Origin of the sequence: Ilumatobacter sp. (assembly GCF_965215205.1) — a bacterium.
In the GTDB taxonomy this organism is placed as follows: Bacteria; Actinomycetota; Acidimicrobiia; order Acidimicrobiales; family Ilumatobacteraceae; genus Ilumatobacter_A.
In genome coordinates this window covers 1991282-2014473 of record NZ_OZ244049.1, presented here as the reverse complement: position 1 = coordinate 2014473, position 23192 = coordinate 1991282, and the positions used below count along the sequence as shown (strand labels likewise).

The following is a 23192-nucleotide window of genomic DNA, read 5'->3' as shown; positions in this document are numbered from 1 at the left end:
CCCCGAGTCTCACATGCCGATCGAGGGGTCGATGAACTCGTTGGTGAAGAGGTCCGTCGCCACCAGGTCGGGCGACACGTCCAGGCCGGCGTCGTCGCGGATCTGCTCGATCACCGTCTGGATCCGATCCTCCTCCATGTCGCCGAGCGTGTCGTCGGGTCCGTTGCCGACGAGGCCGAGCTCCCGCTGCGTCTCGACCGAGTACCGGGCGAGCCCATCGCTGTACTGCCAGAAGTCGTCGTAGGACTCGACGGCGTCGATGATGATCGCGTTCGCCCGGTCGGGAGCCTCGATGAAGTCGATGGCCGCCTGCTGCACCATCGGCACGAAAGCGCTCAGGCAGTCGCTCAGCTCGGCGATGTCGTCGGGTCGGGCCGCCAGGGTCTGGGAGTAGACCTCGAAGCCCGCGTCGTGGAGCGTTTGGAACGCGACGGGCTGGCCCCACTCCTCGAACTCCTCCTCGTAGCTGTACGGCTCGGCGGAGGCGAAGCCCTGCTGGGCGATCGCCCCGTCCTCGGAGATGAAGCGCGCCGGGCTGCCGTCGTAGGAGGGGTCGACCTGGTCCTCGCTCCAGGTCCCGTTCGCGACGAAGACGTCGGAGAACACCCCACCGCCGAAGATGTTGATCGTGACCTCCTCGTCTCCGAGATCGGCCAGCGTCTCGACGTCGGGGTACGTCGCGGGGTCCCAGTAGATGATCTGGGGGTTGATCTCCAGCGGCGCGACGACCGACACGAGCGGCGTCGCGTCGAACTGGAGCACCTGGGCCTCGGTGTTGGCGTAGGCGAGGGTGATGTCGTCGTCGCTGTAGGCCTCCGCCGCCACCGTCTGCCCGCCGATCGCCGGCCCTCCGGTGCGGACCTCGATGCCGATGCCGGTCTCCTCCCCGCCGGCCACCATCGACCCGCGCACGACGCGTGCGTCGACGTCGACCTCGTAGTCGTCTCCGACGAGCTCGTACAGCGCTCCGTGCTCGGCCTCCGGGAACCAGTCGGTCTGGATCACCATCGGATCGGGGCAGACGTCGGCGAGCGACGCTCCCACCCCCGGTGCCGAGGATCCGTCGGTCGCGTCGGCGTCGGTGCCCGTCGGCTCCTCGCCGGCGGTGTCCACCGTGGCGGTCGTGCCCGCCGACGCGACCGTGTCGTCGGTGGCCGCCTCGGTCGCCGGGGCCGCGTCGCTGGTCTCGGCCGTCGCGCCGTCGGTGGGCTCCGCGGCGTCGTCGCTGCCGCACGCGGCGACCGCGATGGCGATGGCGGCGAGGGCGCCGAATCGGCGGGTGGTGGTCGTGGTCATGTCGTCTCCGTGGAGGTTCGGGGGGAGGTCCCGTCAGCGGCTTCGAGCGGGCGTGGGCGGGGTCGGGGGTGGTGGTCGGGTCGGTTCCGGTGGATCGGGCGATCGGGCGGTCGGGTCATCGCGGGGCTCCACCGGATTCGTGCCACTTCCCGATCGCACGGTTCTGCATCCACCCGAACAGGAGGAAGACGGCGACCCCGAGCAGCGACGACACGATGACCGCGGAGAGCAGCAGCTCGCCCTCGATCCGGCTGGCGTACCGCTTGAGCAGCTGGCCGAGCCCCGGCTTGCCCCGGCCGAAGAAGAAGTCGCCGACGATCGCGCCGATGACCGACAGCCCCGCGGAGATGCGCAGACCGGCGAACAGCGCCGGCAGCGCGGCCGGGAACATCAGCTTGCGCAGCCGGGTCCAGCGCGACACGTGCTGGAGGGTGAACAGCTCGTGCAGCCCGCGGTCCGCGGACTGCAGCCCGAAGAGGGTGTTGACGATGATCGGGAAGAGCGAGATCAGCACGCACACGATGACCCGGGCGTTCTCGCCGGTCCCGAACCAGAACGAGATCAGCGGCACGATCGCGAGGATCGGGATCGCCTGCAGCATGACCATGAACGGGAACACGGCGCGCTCGATCACGAACGCCTGGCTCATCAGCACGGCGATCGTGATCCCGAGCACGATCGAGATGACCAGCCCGATCAGCGCGACCCGGGTGCTCCAGTACAGACCGTCCAGCAGCTGGCCGAGGTTGTCACCGTCGAGGAAGCCGACCGAGATCACCCGGTGCGGCGGTTCGAGCATGAACTGGCGGCGCTCGGCGAGGACCACGTAGGAGATGAGGTACCACAGCCCGATCGTCGCCGCTCCGACGATCAGCGGCGGCACGACGGTCTCGAGCCATCCGCGCGAGGTGCCGGTCCGTCGGGGCACGGCCACCTCGGAGAGCTCGGAGCCCGCGCCGTCCAGCGGCAGCGGCGCCGGGGCCCCGGTGGGGTCGTCGACGCCCGCCGCGGCGTCGCCCGCATCGCGCCGCAGGTCGGTCATCGGTGACCGCCCCGCAGCTCGCGCGAGATCTCGCCGCTGAGGGTCGCGAACGCCGGGTCGAAGCGCAGCTCGGCCGGGCGCGGGTAGTCGAACGGGATCTCGAACTCGGCGACGACGCGACCCGGTCGGGCCGACATCACGATGACGCGGGTGCTCATGAACACGGCTTCGCCGATCGAGTGGGTGATGAACAGCCCGGCGAAGCGCTCCGCTCGGAACAGCAGCTGCGTCTGGTCGTTGAGGTGCTCGCGGGTGATCTCGTCGACCGCGCCGAACGGCTCGTCGAACAGGAACACCGGCGGCTTCAGCGTGAGCGATCGCGCCAGCGACGCGCGCATCCGCATCCCTCCCGACAGCGACTTCGGGTAGTGGTCCTCGAAGCCCGAGATCCCGACGAGGTCGATCGCCTCCTGAGCCCGTCGCCGGCGCTCGGCGCGCGGCACGTCGCGCAGCTCGGCGAGCAGCTCGACGTTCTGGCGCACGGTGCGCCACGGCAGGAGGGTCGCGTCCTGGAAGACGTAGCCGACGTGGTCGCGATCGATCGCGACGTGCCCGGAGGTGGGATCGAGCAGACCGGACGCGATCTTCAGCAGGGTCGACTTCCCGCAGCCCGACGGCCCGACGATCGTGACGAACTCGTCGCGGTCGACGCGGAAGGACACGTCGCGCACCGCCTCGGTCCCGTCGGGGAACACCATGCCGATCCCGTCGAAGTCGAGCGCCGTCAGGGTCTCCACGATGGGGGCGACACTACCGGTGGCCGTCGGAGCGCTTCAAACATCGGGGCGTGAACGCTGCGGGTCGGGAGTGTGAGCACCCGGATCAGCGCAGCGGCAGCTCGAACGCCGCGATCTCGTGCAGCGCCGCGCAGAACGACGCGACGGCGGCCTCGTGCAGCTCGGCGCCGCGCTCGGCCGTCGCGGTCGTGGGGTCGCCGATGTGGCCGTCGGGCCCGAAGTCGTCCGACGTCCACCCGAACGCCACGCTGCCGCCGAAGCGGACGTGGCGGTTGTCGGCCAGCGCCTCGGGGACGTTGCGGACCGCGGCCTCGAGGTCGACGAGCTCGGGGGCGAGGTGGAGCATCACGGAGGTCTCGTCGGTCCCCCCGTGGATGCCCATCCCGGCCTCGTCGGACGCCGAGGGCCCTCCCTGGTCCGGCGGAACGCCGGGGTGGGCGAGGAAGGTCATCAGCCCGTGGGCGAGGCGGATCTCGCGGTTGGCGACCGCGACGAGCGCCGAGTTGCCGCCGTGGCCGTTCATGAACACCAGCCGACGGGCACCGGTCGCCGCGACGCAGCGCGCGATGTCGTCGAGCACGGCGAGCATCGTCGTGGCGGACAGCCAGATCGTTCCCGAGGACCAGGCGTGCTCGTTCGACTTCGTGTACGGGAGGGCGGGCAGCACCCACACGTCGGGGTCGCCGTCGAGGCGATCGAGGGCGGCGTGGGTCACCGCCTCGGCGATCAGCAGGTCGGTGTTGAACGGCAGGTGGGGGCCGTGCTGCTCGATGGCCCCGAGGGGCTGGACGACGATCGAGTCGGGTCCGACGAGTCGGGCGAGGTCGGGGGCGCGCGACTCGGCGAGCAGTCGTGACGGTCGCTCGGTCTCCTCCGATGGCACGAGCCGACGATAGGCCGGTCGGGGGCGCCGATCGCCGATCCGCGGGCGCGGCGATCGGCCGCGACGCAGCCAGACTGGCGAGGTGGTCGGAGCGACGGGGTGAGGGGCGACGGGGTGAGGGGCGACGGGGTGAGACGGGCGGCACGGTGAGACGGGCGGCACGGTGAGCGGGCGGGGCACCGACGTGGACGCGGTCGTGATCGGCGCCGGGCACAACGGTCTCGTGACCGCGGCCTACCTCGCTCGCGCCGGGCTCGACGTCCTCCTGCTCGAGGCCCGCTCGTCGGTGGGCGGCACGGCGGCGAGCGAACCGTTCGCGGGGGCGACGGTGAACATCTGCAACTGCGATCACCTCACGTTCCGCACGACCCCCGTCGCCGACGAGCTCGACCTCGGCCGGCACGGGCTGGAGTACGTCGACGTCGACCCGGCGCAGCACCACGCGGCCTGGGGGGCGACCGGGGCCCCCGGTGGGATCGGGCCGATGTGGTCCAGCCACCACGACCTCGACGCCACGGTCGACGAGATCGCGGCGGTCGCGCCCGCGGACGCGGACGCCTACCGGCGCTACGCCACGACGGCGATCCCAGCGGTGCGCACGGTGCTCGAGGCGGCGAACGAACCGCCCTCGATCGCCTCGCTCACCAGGCTCGCGCTGCGTCGCCGCCTCGCGGGGGTGGCGACCCTGCTGCGCTGGGGTCGGCGCAGCACCGCCGACGTGCTGCGCGCCCACTTCGACTCCGAGGTCGTCCGGGCGCCGGCAGCGGTGACCGGCCCGGTCGTCTGGGGGATCTCCCCCGAGACCCCCCGGTCGGGGCTCGGTGCGCTCACCCCGGCGATGCGCCACGTCGCCCGCGTCGGGCGACCGATCGGCGGCAGCGGTCGCGTCCCCGAGTCGCTGCTCGCCGCCTTCCGGGCCGCTGGCGGGACCGTGCGGACCGGCGCCCGCGTCGCGCAGATCCGATGCGACGCCGGCACGGTCGCCGGGGTCGGCCTCGACGACGGCGAGGAGGTGACGGCGCGGATCGTCGTTTCGGCCTGCAACCCCCACGACACCTTCCTGGCGTGGTTGCGCGACCCGCCTGCGGCGGCGCGCGACCTGATCCGTCGCTGGCGCTCGGTCCCCCACGCCGACGGCTACGAGTCGAAGCTCGACGTCGTCGTCGACGCTCTGCCCCGCCTGCTCGGCGAGGAGCGGTCGCTGGGCCCCACCACGGTCGTCGCGCCGAGCCTCGCCGAGATCGATCGCGGCCACCGGCTGATGGCGTCGGGACGGGTGCACGAGCGCCCGGCGCTGCTGGTGAACGTCCCGACCGTCCTCGATCCCACGATGGCGCCACCGGGCCGGCACGTGCTGAGCATCGAGGCGCTGTACACGCCCTACCGGCTGCGGGGAGGCTGGTCCGGCAGCGACGAGCCTCGCCGATGGCTGGAGGCGTTCGCCGGGCTCTGCGAACCGGGGCTCCTCGACTCGATCGTGGACTGGCGGGCGATGACGCCCGATCGCTACGAGACGGAGTTCCACCTCCCCGCCGGGCACGCGACGAGCTTCGGCGGCGGCCCGCTGGCGGCGCTCCGCAACCCGAACCCCGAGCTCACCGACTACGAGACCCCGATCGGCGGCCTGTACCTGACCGGTGCGGCGACGTTCCCCGGCGCCGGGGTGTGGGGAGCGGCCGGTCGGAACTGCGCGACGGTCGTCCTCGAGCGCTGGGACCGGGCGACGCCCTGACGCCCGCCGGTCGTGCCCGCCACGGGTGGTGCGTGCCCGGTGTCACGGACCCCGAGGCGCCGACGGGGAACAGAGGACCGGCGGGGACGGTTGCACCAGGTGTCAGATCTCCTGGAAGGACCCACTCGACACCATGTCCACCGGCTCACTCAACCTCGGTCGCATCGCCGGGATCCCGGTCCGCGCGCACTGGAGCGTGGCGCTCGTCGCGATCCTGTTCGGCGTCAACCTCGCCGCGGCGTTCGGACTCGCCGCCGGAGCGCTCGCGGTGGTCGCGTTCTTCGTGTCCATCCTCGCCCACGAGCTGGGTCACGCCCTCGTCGCCCGGCGTCACGGCGTCGGCACCGACGGCATCGACCTCTGGGCGCTCGGAGGCGTCGCACGCCTGGATCGCGAGCCGCCGTCACCGCGCGCGGACGGCCTGATCGCGGTCGCCGGCCCGTTCGTCAGCCTGGTGATCGGCGGCGCCACGTTCGCCGTCGCCGTGGCGCTGCGCTCGAACGTGCTGGCCTGGCTCGGCGCCATCAACCTCCTGCTCGCGGTGTTCAACATGCTCCCCGGCTCGCCCCTCGACGGCGGTCGCGTGCTGCGCGCCGTGCGGTGGGCGCGCACGGGTGACAAGTACCGTGCGATGCGCGACGCGGCGAACGCGGGTCGCGTGATCGGCTGGTCGATGGTGGTGGTCGGCGTCGCGCTGATGCTGAACGGCCAGTTCGGGGTGTTCGTCGCGCTCACCGGGCTGTTCATCGCGACGAACGCGAAGGCGGAGATCGCGGCGTCGGTGATCGGCCAGCACCTCCACGGCGTCAAGGTCCGTGACCTCACCTGGTTCGGCCTCGCCCACGCCGGCGCCGACATGGACGCCGACTCGATGATCTGGCAGCGGTCGCGCCTCGGCGCCGCGGGCGCCGTCGCCGTCGACGCGGACGACGACGGCGTGCTCGACGGGGTGGTGCTCGAGGACCAGCTGTGGGCGGTCCCCGCCGAGCAGCGGGCGATGGTGCTGCTGAACACGCTGATGGTCCCGTTCAGCCAGACGGCCCAGGCCGGCCCGGACGACGACCTGTCGTCGGTGCTGCCCCGGCTGAACCCGCTGCGACCGATCGTCACGGTGTGGAACGACGGCGAGCTCGCCGGCATCGTCCCGCCCGAGGCCCTGCGCCAGCGCCTCGACGCCGCCCAGCGCGCCGCCCTCGGCTGAGCGGAGCGACGGCCGAGGCGCTCCGAGCGGTTCAGGCCTCGGGGACGTAGCCGTCGGGCGCGGCGACCGGCGGCTTGTCCGACCACGGGAAGTTGATCCACAGGTCGGTGCGACGCCACACGTAGTCGCACTTGACGACCGAGTGCGACTTCTCGTAGATCACGGCGGTGCGGACCTCGGCGACCTTGCCCTGGCAGAACTCCTGCACCGACTTCAACGTGTTGCCGGTGTCGGCGACGTCGTCGACGATCAGGATCCTCCCGTTGGTGAGGTCGACGAAGTCCGGTGCGGGCGGGAGGATGCGCGGCACGTCGAGGCGCTCGTCGATGCCGGTGTAGAACTCGACGTTCATCGTGTAGACGTTCTTGACCGACAGCGCGTACCCCATCGCCCCTCCCGGCAGCAGGCCGCCCCGGGCGATCGCGAGGATCATGTCGGGCGCGTAGTCGTCGTCGGCGACCATCTGCGACAGGTCGCGCGTCGACTCACCGAACAGGTCCCAGGTCAAGATCTCGCGCTCGTCGGACATGCGCCCGGAACCTACCCGCCGATCGCCCCGGCGGCTCAGAGGCAGACGTCGGCGGGGCGGACCGGGACGCGCGCCAGCTCGCGCGGTGAACCCGCCCGACGCAGGGCGTCGCGGATCGCGGCGACGATCGCCGGGGTCGACGAGATGCACGGTGGCTCACCGACGCCCTTGGCGCCCAGCGGCGCGTGGGGGTCGGGCTGCTCGATCAGCGTCGCGACGACCGGGGGCATGTCGAGGAAGGTGGGCAGCAGGTAGTCCGTGAAGTTCGGGTTGCGGATCACCCCGTCGACCTGGATGATCTCCTCCATCACCGCCAACCCGAGGCCTTGCGCGATGCCGCCCTCGATCTGACCGGTCACCGACAGCGGGTTGAGCGCGTTGCCGACGTCCTGGGCCGTCGCGATCTGGATCACCTTGACCAGGCCGAGCTCGGGGTCGACGTCGACGACGGCCCGATGGGCGACGAACGCGAACGCCACGTGGCAGTTCCCCTGGCCGTCCTCGTCGATCTCCTCGGTCGGCGGGTGGTGGTACTCGACCGTCTCGTCGAGGTCGAGCCCGGCCGCCGCCTCGGACACCGGCAACCGCAGGTCGTCGGCGGTGTCGACGACGTCGGTCCCGTCGATCACGAAGCGGACCGGGTCGATGCCGTGGGCGGCGCCGACCGCCTCGAACAGGCGCTCGCGCACCGCGCGGCAGGCGGCGTCGACCGCTCCCCCGCTCATCCACGTCTGGCGCGACGCCGAGGTCGACCCGGCCGAGCCGATCGTGGTGTCGATGCGGTCGAGCACCACCTCGTCGACGCCGAGGATCGATCGGGCGATCTGGGCCGCGATCGTGACGAAGCCCTGACCGACCTCGGCGGTCGCGAACTTCAGCGTCGCGACGCCGTCGGTCAGCCGGCACCGCGCCGTGGCCGAGTCGTCGAAGGCCTCGGAGTACATCAGGTTCTTGATCGACACCCCCCAGCCGATCCCGCGCACGACGTCGCCGGCGTCGGCGGTCCGCCCCGCCCCGCCGGGCAGCTTCATCGCGTCGGGTGTCCCGTCGGGCAGCGGCGGACCGCCGACCGGCTCGTCGGGGAGGGCGAGCGCGGCGGTCTCGCGGATGCACTCGGCGACGGGAGCGACGTTCATCACCGGCTGGCCCGTGATCAGGGTGTCGCCGGTGCGCATCGCGTTGCGCAGCCGGATCTCGTCGGGTTCGAGGCCGCAGGCATCGGCGAGCTTGTCCATCTGGGACTCGTACGCGAAGCACGCCTGCACCGCCCCGAAGCCGCGCATCGCCCCGCACGGCAGGTGGTTGGTGCGCACCGCCCACCCGTCGACCGTGGCGTTCGGGCACCGGTACGGGCCCTGGGCCATCGTGATCCCGTTGACCAGCACCGCCGACGAGGTGGACGCGTAGGCGCCCCCGTCGAACACGAACCGGGCCTCGATGTTCACGATGCGGCCGTCGGGGTCGGCGTGGTGGCGCATCCAGATCGTGGCGGGGTGCCGGTGGACGTGGCCGAGGAAGCTCTCCGAGCGCGAGTACGCCATGCGCACGGGTCGTCCGAGGCGCAGCGCGAGCAGGCAGGTGTGCACCTGCAGGCTGATGTCCTCGCGAGCGCCGAACGCGCCGCCGACCCCGCCGAGCACGAGGCGGACCTTGTCCTCGTCGAAGCCCAGGCAGGCCGCGATCTGCTTGCGGTCCTCGTGCAGCCACTGGGTGGCGACGTGGAGCTCCACGCCGTCGGCGCCCGGGTCGGGGTGGGCGATCGCCGCCTCGAGACCGAGGAACGCCTGGTCCTGCATCCCGATCTCGTAGGTGCCCTCGACGACGACGTCGCCGGTGACGGTCGGATCGCCGTGGACGATGCGCTGGTGTCGGATGACGTTCCCGTTCGGGTGGATCGGGTCGCGCCCGCCGGCGATGGCCTCCTCGGGGTCGAGCAGCGGCTCGAGGACCTCGTAGTCGACGACGATCGCGAGCAGGGCGCGGCGCGCCGTCTCGGCGTCGCTCGCGGCGACGGCGGCGACGGGCTCGCCGACGTAGCGCACGACGTCGGAGGCGAACACGGCCTGGTCCTGGTCGATCAGGCCGTAGGTCGGGCGGCCGGGGACGTCCTCGGCCGTGAGCACGGTCTCGACCCCGTCGATCCCCCACGCGCCGGAGACGTCGATCGAGCGGATCCTGGCGTGGGGGTGCGGGGAGCGCAGCGTCGCCCCGAACAGGCACCCGTCCGCCGACAGGTCGGAGGAGAACGCGAAGCTGCCCTGGACCTTCTCGATCGCGTCGGGGCGCGCCGGGGACCCGCCGACCGCACCCGGCCGGATCGCGGCGATCGGTTCGGCGACGACGGTCACGACCGCTCCCCCCGTGCGACGCAGACCTGCTGGACGGCGTCGATGATCCGCCCGTAGCCGGTGCACCGGCAGACGTTGCCGGCGAGCTCCTCGCGGATCTCGGTGTCGCTCGGCCGGGGAGCGCGCTCGAGCAGGTCGTGGATCGCCACGATCAGGCCGGGGGTGCAGAACCCGCACTGGACAGCACCGGCGTCGACGAAGGCCTGCTGCACGTCGCTCGGCGAGCCGGCGGGGGCGACGCCCTCGATCGTCACGATCTCCTGGTCGACGGCGGTCGCTCCCATCACGAGGCACGAGCACACCAGGGCGCCGTCGACCACCACGCTGCACGACCCGCACTCGCCCTGGGTGCACGCGCCCTTGGAGCCCATGAGCCCGATCCGGTCGCGCAGCACGTCGAGGAGGCTCTCGCCCAACCACGAGTCCGCCACGTCGTGGTCCGTCCCGTTCACCCGGAGGGTGAAGTACTCGTTGCTCATCGTCGTGGTCCCGTCTCGTCGGTGCCCGCGCACGGGCTCATCGTCCCGGCCCCGCACCGGTCGCGCCCGCGTCGGCGGCGAAGGCCCGCCGCGCCAGGCGGCGAGCGAGCACCCCCACCGCGTGGCGGCGGTAGTCGGCGCTCGAGCGGTGGTCCGTGATCGGTCGGCTGGCCGCGCCGACGTCGGCCGCGAAGCGCTCCAGCGCGGCGGGCGGCACCGACGTGTCGTCCCAGTCGACGGCCGACGCGAGGGCGCTCTCGGCCCCCTCGCAGCGCAGCACCGTCGGACCGACCGAGCCGAGCGCGATCGCGACACGTCTCGCCGGTGCGTCGACGACGAGGCACGCGCTGGCGACGGCGATGACCATCGCGTTGCGCACCCCCACCTTCGAGTAGCCCTGGAAGCCCTCGCGCACCGGGACGACGATCTCCGCGATCACCTCGCCCTCGGCGAGCGCCGTCCGCTTCGGACCGACCATGAACTCGCCGACCGCCAGGGTGCGCTCGGACGACCCCGAGACGAGGCGCACGGTGGAGTCCGTCGCGCGGAGAACGGGCAGGCCGTCACCGGCTGGGGAGCAGGTCCCCAGGTTCCCGCCGAGGGTCCCGGCGTTGCGGATCTGCGGCGAGCCGACGGTGCGCGACGCCTCGGCGAGGGCGGGGAGCAGCTCGGCGAGCGGCTCGGCCATCAGCTCGGTGTAGGTGACGCCCGCCCCGATCGTGACGGTGCCGGCGGCGGGGTCGTGGCGCCACGCGCGCAGGTCGCTGACGCGGTTCAGCGCGATGACCAGCTCACCGGGGCGACGGTGGCCGTCGTTGACCTCGACCATCGCGTCGGTGCCGCCCGCGAGCAGCGTCGCATCGGGGTCGTCGCGCAGCAGGCGGACGACCTCGTCGAGCGAGGTGGGAACGGCGACGGGCATCGCCCGGGAGTGTAGGAACGTCGGCTCGCGCTCGGGGACGACGTCGAGCAATTCACACGCCCGCAACGTGGCGCCACGTTGCGGGCCCCGGCGGATCCCGGCCGGATCGGGCCGCGACCGGTGGCCTCTCGCGACCTCGCGGCGCTAGACGAAGGGGCAGTGGCGGCAACCCGACTCGCAGCACGTGCCCCGGGCGGCGAGGACGTCGGCGGTGAACACCCGGTAGCCGGTGGCGGGGTCGGCGTAGGTCTGCTCACCGCTCTCCAGGGCCGCCGAGTGGCGAGCGAGGATCTCGTCGCGGCGCGCGACGCCCGGTCGCAACCGCTCGGGCGACGGCTCCCGGCGCCGATCGCGCCCCGTGGTGCCGTCCGCCATCGGGTGAGGATACGAGCGCCGTCCTCACGCCGGGCGGGCGGTGACGCCCGGCGGCACGGTCGAGGTGGTGCCGACGGCTCCGGGCGGTGTCCTCGAGCCGCCGGGCGCGGCTGGTACGGTCGCCGCCGATGGCGGTCCTGGAGCACGAACCGGCGACGATCGCGACGGCCCGGGCCCGGTCGGGAGCCGACGAGCACCCCGATCGACGGATCCGCCCCTCGGGGACCGATGTCGGCGCGTCGCTCGCGTGGTACCCGCACGGACGACGCGACCCGACCACCCGGCTGGAGCGCCACGGGCGCGGCGTCGCGTCCGGCGGGACCTTCGTGCGCGCCACGCTCACCCCCGAGGGGCCCGGAACGGTCCTCGTCCGATGGGGTGCGAGCGGTCGGCTCGACGTGGAGACGTGGGGCCCCGGGGGGGCGTGGCTGGAGGCCTCGGTCCCCGATCTCGTCGGCGCGCACGACCCCGGGGCGCCCGAGCTCGCCCGCGACACCCACCCGGTCGTCGCGGCGACCTGCCGGGCCGCGTCCGCGCTGCGCCACGGCCGGAGCTCGACGCTGTACCACGAGCTGCTCCCGACGATCATCGAGCAGCGGATCACCGGGATCGAGGCGAAGCGGCAGTGGGGCCGCCTGTGCGAGGCCCTCGGCGACCCCGCGCCCGGGCCCTTCGCCGACCTGCGGCTCCCTCCGCGACCCGAGGTCCTCAGCCGTCAGCCGAGCTGGTGGTTCCACCCCCTCGGCATCGAGCGCTCCCGCGCCCGGCCCCTGATCGAGGTCGCCCGCCACGCGTCGAAGCTGTGGGGCTGGGCGGACCTCCCGCCGGTGGAGGCGGGCGCGAAGCTGCGCCTGATCGGGGGGATCGGGGTGTGGACCGTCGGGTGCGTCCTCGGACCCGCTCTCGGCGACACCGACGCGGTGCCGGTCGGCGACTACCACGTGAAGAACGTCATCGGCTGGAACCTGGCGCGCGAGGCGCGCGCCACCGACGATCGGATGCTCGAGCTCCTCGAGCCCTACGCCGGGCAGCGCGGGCGCGTGGTGCGGGCCGTGTCCACCCACGGGGACGGCGCGCCGAAGTTTGGGCCCCGTCAGCGCATCCTGCCGATGTCGCGGTGGTGAGCCGGCCCGACGCCCGACCGACGCCGGGCGATGCCGCCCCCGTGCGCCGGCGCCCGCCTCACGACCCCCCGGGCGACGACCTCGGTGACGCCCGTGCGGACGAGCGCGTCGGAGCGGGCGCCGATCCGACGAACGCCACGACCGCCACGACCGCCACGACCGAGGGGTCGACCACCTGGCGCCGGGCGGTCGGCGTGGGGCTCGTGGCGTACGCCGTGTCGCGGTTGTGCGTGCTCTCCGGGGCGGCGGTGCGGGCGATGCAGGTCACGGTCGATCGCCGCGAGGACGGCGAGGTGGCGCAGGGCGCGGTCGAGATCATGACCGGCGTCTTCACCCAGTGGGACGGAGCCTGGTACCTCGAGCTCGCCCGACGGGGCTACCCCGAGTCCGTCCCCGCGGACATCACCTTCAACCAGCTCGAGGCCCGGGCCGCCTTCTTCCCCCTGTTCCCCAGCGCCGTGCGCGTGGTCGACGCCGTCCTGCCGGGAGGCGACACGATGGCGGCGCTCGGGCTGAACCTGGTCCTCGGCGCGGTGTCGGTGGTCCTGGTCGGGCTGCTCGCCGCTCGGGTGTTCGACGACGCGGTCGCGGCGCGGGCGATGGTCCTCTACGCCGTGTTCCCGGGCTCGTTCGTGCTCTCGTTCGCCTACTCCGAGGCCCTGTTCGTCGTGCTCGCGGCGGCCTGCCTGCTGTTCCTGCTCGACGAGCGATGGCTCCTCGCCGGCCTCGCCGCCGCCCTCGCCACCGCCACCCGTCCGAACGGCGTCGCGATCGCCGTCGCGTGCCTCGTCGCCGCGATCGTCGCGATCCGTCGGCGCCGGGACTGGTCGTCGTTGGTCGCGGTCGCGCTCGCCCCCCTCGGGTTCGTGCTCTTCCAACTCGACGTCGACCGGATCGCCGGGGAGCGCGGCATCTGGTTCCGGGTCCAGACCGAGGCGTGGTCGGAGGGCACGAGCTACGGCATGACCGCGATCGGCAACTCGGTCGGGTTCCTGACCAGCCCGTTCGACTCCCCCGCCGACGCGCTCACGGTGCTGTCGCTGGTCGCCCTCGCGATCATGGTCGTCGCGGCCGTGCGCCGTCCGCTGCCGTGGCCGTGGGTCGCCTTCAGCGCCGTCGTCGTCGTGCTGATGCTCCTCCCCGAGACCGTCACCGCACGTCCGCGCTTCGTGTTCACCGCCTTCCCCCTGTTCATCGCCGTCGCCGCGTGGTGGCCGCGCCCGCGAGTCGGGACCGACGGCGTCGGCTGGGCGCGCACGAGCTGGGACCTCGTGCTCGTGATGTGCGGTGCCGGCCTCGTCGTGCTCACCTCCGCCTACGCGGTCTTCGCCGCGATCCCCTGACGCCGTGCGCACCCTGGTGGTCGTCCCGACCCACAACGAGGCGGACAACATCGCCGAGCTGCTCGACCGGCTCGCGCGCACCGAGGCCGACGTCGACGTCCTGGTGGTCGACGACGCGTCCGGGGACGGGACCCCCGACGCCGTGCTCGCTCGCGTCGCCGACGATCCGCGCCTGCGCCTGGTCCAGCGAGCCGACAAGCGCGGGCTCGGCGACGCCTACCTCCACGCGTTCTCGATCGCGCTCCACGACGGCTACGACGCGGTCGTCCAGATCGACGCCGACCTGTCCCACGCCCCCGAGGTGCTGCCCACGATGCTCGACCTGACCGCACGCGGGATCGACGTGGTGATGGGGTCGCGCTACGTCCCCGGAGGGGCGGTCGTGGGCTGGCCGCGCCGGCGGACGTGGTTGTCGCGCTGGGGCAACCGCTACGCGGCGATCGCGCTCGGGCTCGCGCTCAACGACGCCACCGCGGGGTACCGGGTGTACCGGTCCGACGCGCTGCGTCGCATCGACCTCGGCTCGGTCCGTGCCGAGGGGTACGTGTTCCAGGTCGAGATGACCTACCGGGCGGTCCTGGCCGGGTGCAGCGTCGTCGAGGTCCCGATCACCTTCCGCGACCGGGTCGCGGGGTCGTCGAAGATGTCGGGCGGGATCGTCCGCGAGGCGTTCGCCCGGGTGACGTGGTGGTCGCTCACCGATGCCGTCTCGCTGCGCCGTCGCCGCCGCGCCTACCAGCGGCACCGACCGACGTGACGTCGCGACGCGATCCCACGCGCCGATCGTGCGCACGCCGCCGATGACGTCGATGGCCCGGCACCGGGCGAACGCTGGCATCCTGGGCGCCATGTCCGCTGCGCCGAGCACCCGGCAGGCGCTGTCGCGCTTCGCCGACGGTCTCCTCGCGGGCGATCTCCCCGGTCTCGACGACGCCCGGCGCGCCGCCACCGTCGACTTCGTCCTGCGGCGCGTCGAGGCGCTCCCCTCGGTGACGCGTGCCGGCGTCGTCGCGATCGGTGCAGCGGTCGACGTCACCGGCCGCGCCCTCGGCCACGAGCGCACCCGCGGCCTCGTGCTGCGCAGCCGGCTGCCGCTGCTGTCGGAGTACCCGCGCCTGGTGCGCTCCCTCGCCTACGCGCACGTCTGGGAGACGTGGCCCGACACGGAGGTCGACGGATCGTCGGCCGCCCTCGAGCCGGGACCCGGTACGGCCACGACCGGATCCGCAGCCCACGGTGGCGCACCGTGACCCGCCACGACTGCGACGTCCTGGTCGTCGGATCGGGAGCGGGGGGCGCGACGACCGCCGCGGTGCTCGCCGAGGCGGGGCACGACGTGATCGTCGTCGAGGAGGGTCCGTGGGTCGAGCAGGGCGAGGTCGTCCCCTTCTCGCTCGAGCAGATGGAGCGCCAGTACCGATCGGGCGGGGTCACGGTCGCGCTCGGGCTCCCCTCGATCGCGTACACCGAGGGCCGGTGCGCGGGCGGCGGCACGGAGGTCAACAGCGGTCTCTACTGGCGGCCGCCGGAGGAGACACTGGAGCGGTGGCGGGACCGCTACCGCATCCGCGACTTCGACAGCGCCGACCTGCTCGGGATCTGCGAGGAGGTCGAGGAGGTGCTCAGCGTGCAGCCGGTGCCCGGTGAGCACACCGAGGCCAGCCGGATCCTGCGTCGGGGCGCCGACCGCCTCGGATGGCGCAACGAGGAGATCCCGCGCTGGATGACCTACCCGGAGGGCGGCGGCGCGACCGAGGGACGACGCCAGAGCATGACGCGCACCTTCCTGCCCCGGGCGACCGCCGCGGGGGCGCGCGTGCTGTGCGAGCACCGCCTCAATCGGATCGTCCGCGACGGGCGGCGCGCGACGCGCGCCGAGCTCACCGTCGGGACGGAGGCGGTGACGATCGGGTTCCGCGACGTCGTGGTGTGCGGCGGAGCGATCCAGACCCCGGCGATCCTGCAGCGCGCCGGTCTGCGGCACCGCGTCGGGCGGACCCTCGCCGTCCACCCGACCGTCAAGCTGGCCGCCCGGTTCGATCCGGCGGCGGCCGGCGGCGTCCCGGTCAACACCCCCGACGACGTGTCGGTGTTCCAGGTGCGCCAGTTCGCGCCGAACATGTCCTTCGGCGGCTCCGCGAGCCACCCCGGCCTGGTGGCCCTCGCGCTCAGCGACAACTGGCGCCGGTTCGGCGACGCGGTCACCTCGTGGCCGGACCTCGCGATCTACTACGCGGCGATCACCAGCGAGGGTCGTGGCATCGTCCAGGCGATCCCCGGGGTCCGCGACCCGGTCGTCACGTACCGCCTGACCCGGCGCGACCGTGCCCTGCTCGGCCAGGCGCTCGGTCGGCTCGCGGTCGTGATGCTCGAGGCCGGCGCGATCGAGGTGTTCCCCTCGTTCCGCGACGCGCCGATCGTGCGCGACCGCGCCGACCTCGCGACCATGACGTCGTCGTTCTCCGCGTCGAAGGCGAGCGTGATGACGGTCCACCTGTGCTCGACCGCGCCGATGGGCGACGACGAGGCCCGCTGCGCGACGGACAGCCACGGCCGGGTCCACGGGACCGACAACGTGTTCGTCAACGACGCCGCCCTGCTGCCCGAGGCTCCCGGGGTCAACCCGCAGGCGACGGTGATGGCGGTCGCGATCCGCAACGCCCGCCGCTACTGCGACGAGCGGTCGGGGTGAGCGTGGGCGCGGCGCCGACGAGGCAGCGGCTCGACCCGCCGGCGACGACCGTGGTCACGGGCGCGACCGGGTGGCTCGGCACCGCCCTGGTGAGCACCCTGCTGGGCGACGGGCCGCACGCTCGCGCCGGGGCGGTGCGCGCCCTGGTGCGCCCCGGGGAGGCCGTCGATCGCCTCCCCGCGACGGTCGAGGTCGTGCGCGGCGACGTCACCGACCCCGCGTCCCTCGACGCCCTCTTCACCGGGGCTGCCGGGCCGATCGACGTGATCCACGCGGCGGGGGTGATCCACCCCGGCTCGGTCGCCGAGTTCGAGGCGGTGAACCACCTCGGCACGCTCGAGGTGATGGGCGCGTGCCGACGCCACGGCGCCCGGCGCGTCGTCCACGTCTCGTCCAACAGCCCGTTCGGCACCAACGCGGCCCGCGACGACCGCTTCGTCAACGACGAGCCCTACCGCCCCGCCCTCGGCTACGGGACCTCCAAGATGCGTGGCGAGCTCGCCGTCTTCGACGCCGTCGACGCGGGCCTCGACGCCGTGGTGGTCCGTCCGCCGTGGTTCTACGGCCCGCACCAACCGGCGCGCCAGACGACCTTCTTCACGCTGGTCCGGCGCGGGCGGTTCCCGATCGTCGGCGACGGCGGTCAGGTCCGCTCGATGACCTACGTCGACGACCTCGTGCAGGGCATCGTGCTTGCGGAGCTGGTGGTCACGCCGCCCGGTTCGGCGTGGTGGATCGCCGACGCCCGTCCGTACACCGTCGTCGAGATCGTCGAGACCGTCGGGGGTGCGCTGCGTGCCGAGGGCTACGAGGTCTCACCGAACCGGTTCCGTCTCCCGGCGGTGGCCGGCATCGTCGCCGAGCGGCTCGACGCCGCCGTCCAGCGGACGGGGCGATACGTGACCGGGCTCCACGTGCTCGGCGAGATGGGCGCGACGATCGCCGTCGACGTCTCCGCCGCTCGGCGCGACCTCGGTCACGAGCCCCGGGTCGGCCTCGCCGAGGGGATGCGCCGGAGCATCCGGTGGTGCCGCGACCAGGGGATCGAGCTGTGACCGCCTACCTGGTCACCGGCGGCAGCGGGTACTTCGGCTCGCTGGTCGTGCAGCGCCTCGCCGCCTCCGGGCACCGGGTGCGGGTCCTCGACCTGAACGACGCCGACGACCGCCCCGGCGGAGTCGAGCTCGTCGTCGGCGACGTGCGCGACCGGCGCGTGGTGCGCGAGGCGGTCGAGGGCATCGACGTCGTGCTCAACGACGTCGCCCAGGTCCCCCTCGCGAAGGACCCGGATCTGCTGCGATCGGTCAACGTGGACGGGACGGTCAACCTGCTGATCGCCGCGCACGAGGCGGGGGTCGCGAAGGTGGTGCACACCTCGTCGAGCGCGGTGTTCGGTGCGCCGGAGTCGAACCCGGTCCGTCCCGACACCGTCCCGGCGCCGATGGAGGCGTACGGCCACGCGAAGCTGGCGGCCGAGTGGGCCTGCCTCGCCGCGGTCCGCGACGGCCTCGACGTGTCGATCGTGCGACCGCGCACGATCCTCGGGCACGGGCGGCTGGGGATCTTCGGGATCCTCTTCGACTGGATCGCGGACGGCCGGGACCCGATCGTGCTCGGTGACGGCACGAACCGGTACCAGTTCGTGCACTCCGACGACCTCGCCGAGGTGTGCGTGCGCGCCGGCGACCGAGCGGGACCGTCGGTGCTCAACGTCGGGACCGACCGGTTCTCGACGATGCGCGAGACGCTCCAGGCCCTGTGCGACCACGCGGGGACCGGCGCCCGCGTGCGCTCCCTGCCGGTCGGCCCGGCGTCGCTCGCGATGGAGGTGGGGGCCCGGCTCGGGCTCGCGCCGTTCGCTCCGTACCACTGGAAGATGTACTCGAGGTCGATGTGGTTCGACGTCGAGCACCTCGACGAAGAGCTGGGCTTCACCCCGCGCTGGTCGACCGACGAGATGTTCGCGCAGAGCTACGACTGGTTCGTCGCCAACCGGGACCGCAGCACGGACGCCTCGGCGTCGCACCACCGGCGCAGCGCCGAGCAGGGTGCCCTGCGGGTGGCCAAGCGGCTCTCCGGGCTGCTGCCCGTCGCCCGGTGACGTGGCGGTGACGTGACGGCGATCGGACGGTTCCTCTCGGACCTGCGTCGCCACCGTGACCGCCAGGTCGCCGCGATCACCGTGGCGGTCCTCGCGGTGCTCGCCTACGCCCCGTCGCTGCGCTCGGCTCCGGGGCTCGTGCCCGCGGACTCGAAGCTGTACGTCTACCTCGACCCCGGTCGCTTCCTCGCCGACACCCTCACCACCTTCGACCCGCGCCAGTTCGGGGGGTGGGTCCCCCACCAGCACATCGCGTACCTGTGGCCGACGGGCCCGTGGTTCTGGGTGCTCGAGCGGACCGGCGTCGCCGACTGGGTCGCGCACCGCCTGTGGATCGGGAGCCTGCTGCTCGCCGCCGGGCTCGGGGTGCGCTGGTGCGCTCGCGTGCTGGGCTCCGGACCGCTGGCGGCCTTCGCCGCCGGGCTCGTGTACCAGCTCTCGCCCTACGTCCTGGCCTACCTGTCGCGCACCTCGGTCCTCCTGCTGCCGTGGGCCGGTCTCGGGTGGATCGTGGGGTGCACGATCCTCGCCGCGCAGCGTGGCAGGTGGCGCTACCCGGCGCTCGTCGCGCTGATCGTGGCGACGGTCGGGGCCGTCAACGCCACCGCCCTCGCGATGATCGTCCCCGCCCCCGTGCTGTGGCTGGTGCACGCGACGTGGGGCGGCGCGATCGGTGTCCGCCGGGCGCTGGCGACGGTGGCACGGATCGCGGCGCTGTGCGTCGCCGTGTCGCTGTGGTGGGTCGTGATGCTCGTGATCCAGGGGCGCCACGGGGCCGAGGTGCTCGCGTTCTCCGAGTCGCTCGCGGCCGTGTCGTTCACCTCGACCTCGACGGAGGTGGTGCGCGGCCTGGGCTACTGGCTGTTCTACGTCCGCGACGCCTGGGCACCGACGACCGCCGCGTCGTTCGAGCACCTCGTCCGGGTGCGCACCGTCGTGGAGAACCACCTCGTGATCCTCCTCGGGATGGTCGGGATCGTCGCCACCCGGTGGGAGCACCGTCGCTTCGCCGCGCTGCTCGTCGGGGCCGGGGTGGTCCTCGGGGTCGGGGTGCACCCGATCGACGATCCTTCGCCGCTGATGTCGCTCCTCGTCGGCGACGGCGAGGGCGGCGTCGCGCTCGCGCTGCGCAGCAGCACCCGTGCGGTCCCGGTGCTGCTCCTCGGCGCCGCCCTCGGGGTCGCCGCCCTCGTCGGCGCCGTACCGGCGGCGCGCCGGCCGGGTCGCACCGGCCGCGCGGGCGCTCCGTGGGCGCGCCTCGCCGCGGTGGCGGTGATCGCCGTGGTCGCGATCGACGGCCTGCCCGCGCTGCGCGGAGGGCGCTTCGTCGACCCGTTCCTGGTGCGCGATCAGGACCCGCCGGCGGCGTGGCTGAACGCCGCGGCCGACCTCGACGCCCGTCCGGACGGGTACCGCGTGCTGCAGGTGCCGGGGGCGGAGTTCGGCGCGTTCGGGTGGGGGTACACCGTCGACCAGCCGCTTCCGGCGCTCACCGAGCGGCCGCTGCTCACCCGCGACCTGCTCCCCCTCGGGTCCCCGGCGGCGATGGACCTCCTGTTCGCGCTCGACGACCGCATCCAGAGCGGCGCGATCGAGCCGGCCGCCGTGGCCGGGGTGTCGCGGTTCCTCGGCGTCGACACGGTGTGGATCGCGGGCGACGTCGACTTCGGGCGGTTCCGCCTCGCCCGACCCGAGGTCGTCACCGACGAGCTCACCTCGCCGGCGGCCGCCGCGGCGGGCCTGGTCGATCCCGTGGCGTACGGCGACCCGGCGGTGATGTCCTCGCGACTCCCCGTCGTCGACGCCGAGTCGGTGAGCGATCCGCGCGTCGGGGCCCCGGTCGCACCGGTCACCCTCGTCGACGTGGCGGACCCCGTCCCGATCGAGCGCGTCAAGGACACGCTCGTGGTCCTCGCCGGCAGCGGAGACGGGATCGTCGACGCGACCGCCGCGGGGGTGCTCGACGGGAGCGAGGCCGTGCTCTACTCGGCGACGGCGGCGGGGTCGGATCCGCCGCGCGCACCGGACCGGTTCGTCATCACCGACTCCAACCGCGACCGCGCCCACCACTGGCGCAGCTCCCAGGACGTCACCGGGTTCACCGAGTCCGGCGAGCCCGGATCCGACCTCGGGACCTTCGAGAGCGGGGATCAGCGCCTCGACGTGTTCGGGGACCGTTCGTCCGCCGAGCGCGGGGCCCGGGACCGCTCCGACAGCCAGACGGTCTCGATCCAGGAGGGCCCGGTCACGGCCCGTGCGAGCGGCTACGGCGAACCCTTCGCGTACCTCCCCGAGCATCGACCGGTGATGGCGATCGACGGCGACCCGGCGACGGCGTGGGTCGTCGCCGACCGCTCGGATCCCGTCGGGGAGTGGATCGAGCTCGACGTGGCCGAGGGCATCGACCACGTCGACCTGCTGCAGCCGACGGCGCCGGCCGGGGGGCGCTCGATCACCCGCGTCGCGCTCGGCGTCGGTGGTGCCGACCCCGTCGCGGTCGACCTCGACGGCGCGTCGCTCGACGGACCCGGCCAGCGGGTGCCGATCGAGCCGACGGCGGGGCCGACGACGATCCGGGTGACGATCCTCGACGTGTCCCGACCGCAGCCGCCGATCGGCGACGCGATCGGCGCCGTCGGGTTCTCCGAGATCGGCACCGGCCTCGCCCCGACGGTCGAGATCATCCGCGCCCCCGTCGACGGCGCGGAGGCGATGGCGAGCGCCGGGGCCGTCGACGTGGTGCTCACGCGCCTGCGCGCCGAGCCGACCGACCGGTGGCGCGACGACCCCGAACCCGTCCTGCGGCGGGAGTTCGCCCTCGCGTCCGATCGGGCCCTCGATCCCACGGTCACGCTCCGCCTCGACCGGCGACTCGACGGTGAGTCGCTCGCCGGTCTCCTCGACGAGCGGGCGGTCGCCACGGAGCACCTGACGGGCGCTCCGGCGGCGCGTGGCGCCGCCGCGGTCGACGACGACCCGGCGACCGCGTGGACGACCCCCTTCGATCGCGTCGTCGGCCAGTCGGTCGTCGTCGACGGCGAGGGGACGGCCGACGAGCTGACGGTGGTCCAGCCCGTGGGTGAGCACTCCCCCGTCACCGCGCTGCGCGTGGTCGACGAGGCGGGGCCCATCGAGATCGACCTCGAACCCGCGCCGGCCGGGTCCGACGTCGTCGTCGAGCTCCCCCGCACGATCTCGCTCGATCGGGTCGCCATCGAGATCGTCGCGATCAACCCGGTCGAGGTGCGCGAACGTCGCTTCGACGAACCGACCGTGCTCCCCGCAGCGATCGCCGAGCTCCGCTTCGACGGCCGCAGCCCGGCGATCCGCCCCGTCGAGCGGCTCGTCGCGACGTGTCGGGACGACCTGGTCTCGCTCGACGGGCGAGCGCTCCCCCTGTCGTGGGACGTCTCCACCGCCGACGCGCTGGCCGGGACGGCCGTCGACGCGACCCCCTGCGCGCCGACCGGGACCCTGGCAGCCGGCGACCACAGGATCGCGTCGTCGCCCGGCGCTGCGTTCGAGGTCGACCGGGTCGTCCTGTCGAGCGAGGCGGCCGACCCGTCATCGGGCTCGACCGTCGACCCCGGGGCGGTGGTCGTCACCGACGCGTCGCGCCGTCACCGCAGGATCGAGGTGCCGGCGTGCCCACGCGGCTGCTGGGTCATCCACGGGGAGGGCTGGAACGTCGCCTGGACGGCCTCGATCGACGGACGGAGCCTCGGCGAGCCCACCCTCGTCGACGGGAACGCCAACGGGTGGTGGATCGAGCCGTCGTCGGATCCGGTGGTCGTCGACGTCGACTGGCCGGTCCAGCGCAGCCTCGACCTCGCGCTGCTGGCGAGCGCGCTGGCCGTCCTGGCGTGCATCGGGCTCGTGGCGTGGGATCGCCGGCGCGACGGGGAGCGGCGACGCTCGGTCGCGACGGTCGCGGTGCCGACCGGCCGGCGCACGCTGATCGGGGCCGCCGCGGCGACGGTGGTCGGTGTCGCCGTGCTGGTCGACCCGCTGACGGCGGTGCCCGCGGCGCTGGCCTGGACCGCCGCGTGCGCTCTCGGGCGACCGCGGCTCGTCGGGTGGGTCGGCGTCGCGACGCTCGCCGTGACGGCGCTCGTGGTCGCCGAGGTCGTGCGGACCGACGAGCCGTTCCCGAACGCCGGTTGGCCCGTGCGCTTCGAGTACCTGCACCCGTGGTCGCTGCTCGGCGTCCTGCTGGTGACCGCGTCGTGCCTGGTCGGTCGCGAGCGCCCGATGCCCGACGGCGAGGGTGGCGGCGACGCACGGGGCGATCCGGCGGACGGGGTCGCCGTCGCACCGCGACCGACCGAGGCCACCTCGACGGCATCTCGATCCACGTCCGCGCGCTCGACGCCATCGACGTGAGCCCG

At 73.7% G+C, this 23192-nt stretch carries 19 protein-coding genes; 10 read left to right on the top strand and 9 right to left on the bottom strand.

Annotation, left to right across the window (positions count from 1 at the left end; all coding sequences use genetic code 11):
* Positions 1 to 9: 9 nt before the first annotated feature.
* The 4 genes from ACOOHC_RS09430 to ACOOHC_RS09415 all read right to left on the bottom strand — a co-directional run bounded on the left by ACOOHC_RS09430 (position 10) and on the right by ACOOHC_RS09415 (position 3958).
* Positions 10 to 1296 (bottom strand): ABC transporter substrate-binding protein, encoded by a 1287-nt coding sequence (locus tag ACOOHC_RS09430; protein WP_420453735.1) that lies wholly within the window; start codon positions 1294 to 1296, stop codon positions 10 to 12.
* 115 nt (positions 1297 to 1411) lie between these two features.
* A complete protein-coding gene (locus ACOOHC_RS09425; protein WP_420453734.1) occupies positions 1412 to 2338 on the bottom strand; it encodes an ABC transporter permease in 927 nt (308 codons plus the stop codon).
* Positions 2335 to 3036: an ABC transporter ATP-binding protein gene (locus ACOOHC_RS09420; protein ID WP_420453782.1), complete on the bottom strand. Its 702-nt coding sequence runs from the start codon at positions 3034 to 3036 to the stop codon at positions 2335 to 2337. The genes ACOOHC_RS09425 and ACOOHC_RS09420 overlap by 4 nt, the downstream gene beginning before the upstream one ends.
* A 124-nt stretch (positions 3037 to 3160) precedes the next feature.
* Positions 3161 to 3958: a creatininase family protein gene (locus ACOOHC_RS09415; RefSeq protein WP_420453733.1), complete on the bottom strand. Its 798-nt coding sequence runs from the start codon at positions 3956 to 3958 to the stop codon at positions 3161 to 3163.
* Positions 3959 to 4121: 163 nt separating this feature from the next.
* On the opposite strand from ACOOHC_RS09415, the gene ACOOHC_RS09410 reads away from it, so the two are divergent.
* Both ACOOHC_RS09410 and ACOOHC_RS09405 read left to right on the top strand, forming a co-directional pair.
* Positions 4122 to 5690 (top strand): phytoene desaturase family protein, encoded by a 1569-nt coding sequence (locus ACOOHC_RS09410; protein ID WP_420453732.1) that lies wholly within the window; start codon positions 4122 to 4124, stop codon positions 5688 to 5690.
* A gap of 133 nt (positions 5691 to 5823) precedes the next feature.
* A complete protein-coding gene (locus tag ACOOHC_RS09405) occupies positions 5824 to 6891 on the top strand; it encodes a site-2 protease family protein (protein WP_420453731.1) in 1068 nt (355 codons plus the stop codon).
* A gap of 31 nt (positions 6892 to 6922) precedes the next feature.
* Here ACOOHC_RS09405 and ACOOHC_RS09400 read toward each other — a convergent pair whose 3' ends face one another.
* From ACOOHC_RS09400 to ACOOHC_RS09380, 5 genes are all read right to left on the bottom strand, one after another.
* Entirely contained in the window at positions 6923 to 7420 is a 498-nt protein-coding gene (locus ACOOHC_RS09400) for a phosphoribosyltransferase (protein ID WP_420453730.1), read from the bottom strand.
* Between the two features lie 35 nt (positions 7421 to 7455).
* The gene (gene pucD, locus ACOOHC_RS09395) at positions 7456 to 9768 is read right to left on the bottom strand and encodes a xanthine dehydrogenase subunit D (protein ID WP_420453729.1); all 2313 of its coding nucleotides are present in this window, start codon (positions 9766 to 9768) and stop codon (positions 7456 to 7458) included.
* Positions 9765 to 10280: a (2Fe-2S)-binding protein gene (locus ACOOHC_RS09390; RefSeq protein WP_420453728.1), complete on the bottom strand. Its 516-nt coding sequence runs from the start codon at positions 10278 to 10280 to the stop codon at positions 9765 to 9767. Before ACOOHC_RS09390 ends, pucD begins: the two co-directional genes overlap by 4 nt.
* 4 nt (positions 10281 to 10284) lie before the next feature.
* Positions 10285 to 11169, bottom strand: a complete 885-nt coding sequence (locus ACOOHC_RS09385; protein ID WP_420453727.1) for an FAD binding domain-containing protein — start codon at positions 11167 to 11169, stop codon at positions 10285 to 10287.
* A gap of 144 nt (positions 11170 to 11313) precedes the next feature.
* The gene (locus ACOOHC_RS09380) at positions 11314 to 11544 is read right to left on the bottom strand and encodes a DUF5522 domain-containing protein (protein WP_420453726.1); all 231 of its coding nucleotides are present in this window, start codon (positions 11542 to 11544) and stop codon (positions 11314 to 11316) included.
* A gap of 128 nt (positions 11545 to 11672) precedes the next feature.
* Between ACOOHC_RS09380 and ACOOHC_RS09375 the strand changes: the two genes are divergently transcribed.
* The 8 genes from ACOOHC_RS09375 (at position 11673) to ACOOHC_RS09340 (ending at position 23187) form a co-directional block, all read left to right on the top strand.
* On the top strand, positions 11673 to 12668 hold the full coding sequence (locus ACOOHC_RS09375; protein WP_420453725.1) for a DNA-3-methyladenine glycosylase family protein: 996 nt from the start codon (positions 11673 to 11675) through the stop codon (positions 12666 to 12668).
* Positions 12665 to 14011, top strand: coding sequence for a glycosyltransferase family 39 protein (locus ACOOHC_RS09370; RefSeq protein ID WP_420453724.1), 1347 nt, complete (start codon positions 12665 to 12667; stop codon positions 14009 to 14011). Before ACOOHC_RS09375 ends, ACOOHC_RS09370 begins: the two co-directional genes overlap by 4 nt.
* A 4-nt stretch (positions 14012 to 14015) precedes the next feature.
* Positions 14016 to 14768, top strand: a complete 753-nt coding sequence (locus ACOOHC_RS09365; protein ID WP_420453723.1) for a polyprenol monophosphomannose synthase — start codon at positions 14016 to 14018, stop codon at positions 14766 to 14768.
* A 91-nt stretch (positions 14769 to 14859) separates the two neighbouring features.
* Positions 14860 to 15261: a hypothetical protein gene (locus tag ACOOHC_RS09360; protein ID WP_420453722.1), complete on the top strand. Its 402-nt coding sequence runs from the start codon at positions 14860 to 14862 to the stop codon at positions 15259 to 15261.
* Complete coding sequence (locus ACOOHC_RS09355; RefSeq protein ID WP_420453721.1) at positions 15258 to 16703, top strand: FAD-dependent oxidoreductase; 1446 nt, start codon at positions 15258 to 15260, stop codon at positions 16701 to 16703. Before ACOOHC_RS09360 ends, ACOOHC_RS09355 begins: the two co-directional genes overlap by 4 nt.
* Entirely contained in the window at positions 16700 to 17758 is a 1059-nt protein-coding gene (locus tag ACOOHC_RS09350; protein WP_420453720.1) for an NAD-dependent epimerase/dehydratase family protein, read from the top strand. Before ACOOHC_RS09355 ends, ACOOHC_RS09350 begins: the two co-directional genes overlap by 4 nt.
* Positions 17755 to 18804, top strand: a complete 1050-nt coding sequence (locus tag ACOOHC_RS09345; protein WP_420453719.1) for an NAD-dependent epimerase/dehydratase family protein — start codon at positions 17755 to 17757, stop codon at positions 18802 to 18804. The genes ACOOHC_RS09350 and ACOOHC_RS09345 overlap by 4 nt, the downstream gene beginning before the upstream one ends.
* 12 nt (positions 18805 to 18816) lie before the next feature.
* A complete protein-coding gene (locus ACOOHC_RS09340) occupies positions 18817 to 23187 on the top strand; it encodes an alpha-(1->3)-arabinofuranosyltransferase domain-containing protein (protein WP_420453718.1) in 4371 nt (1456 codons plus the stop codon).
* Positions 23188 to 23192 lie beyond the last annotated feature (5 nt).

What these genes read in the sequence shown, in the direction of transcription:
- ACOOHC_RS09385 (WP_420453727.1), bottom strand. Translation starts at nt 11,169, where the DNA reads ATGCCCGTCGCCGTTCCCACCTCGCTCGACGAGGTCGTCCGCCTGCTG.
- ACOOHC_RS09430 (WP_420453735.1), bottom strand. Translation starts at nt 1,296, where the DNA reads ATGACCACGACCACCACCCGCCGATTCGGCGCCCTCGCCGCCATCGCC.
- ACOOHC_RS09380 (WP_420453726.1), bottom strand. Translation starts at nt 11,544, where the DNA reads ATGGCGGACGGCACCACGGGGCGCGATCGGCGCCGGGAGCCGTCGCCC.
- ACOOHC_RS09375 (WP_420453725.1), top strand. Translation starts at nt 11,673, where the DNA reads ATGGCGGTCCTGGAGCACGAACCGGCGACGATCGCGACGGCCCGGGCC.
- ACOOHC_RS09420 (WP_420453782.1), bottom strand. Translation starts at nt 3,036, where the DNA reads ATGGTGTTCCCCGACGGGACCGAGGCGGTGCGCGACGTGTCCTTCCGC.
- ACOOHC_RS09405 (WP_420453731.1), top strand. Translation starts at nt 5,824, where the DNA reads ATGTCCACCGGCTCACTCAACCTCGGTCGCATCGCCGGGATCCCGGTC.
- ACOOHC_RS09425 (WP_420453734.1), bottom strand. Translation starts at nt 2,338, where the DNA reads ATGACCGACCTGCGGCGCGATGCGGGCGACGCCGCGGCGGGCGTCGAC.
- ACOOHC_RS09360 (WP_420453722.1), top strand. Translation starts at nt 14,860, where the DNA reads ATGTCCGCTGCGCCGAGCACCCGGCAGGCGCTGTCGCGCTTCGCCGAC.
- ACOOHC_RS09400 (WP_420453730.1), bottom strand. Translation starts at nt 7,420, where the DNA reads ATGTCCGACGAGCGCGAGATCTTGACCTGGGACCTGTTCGGTGAGTCG.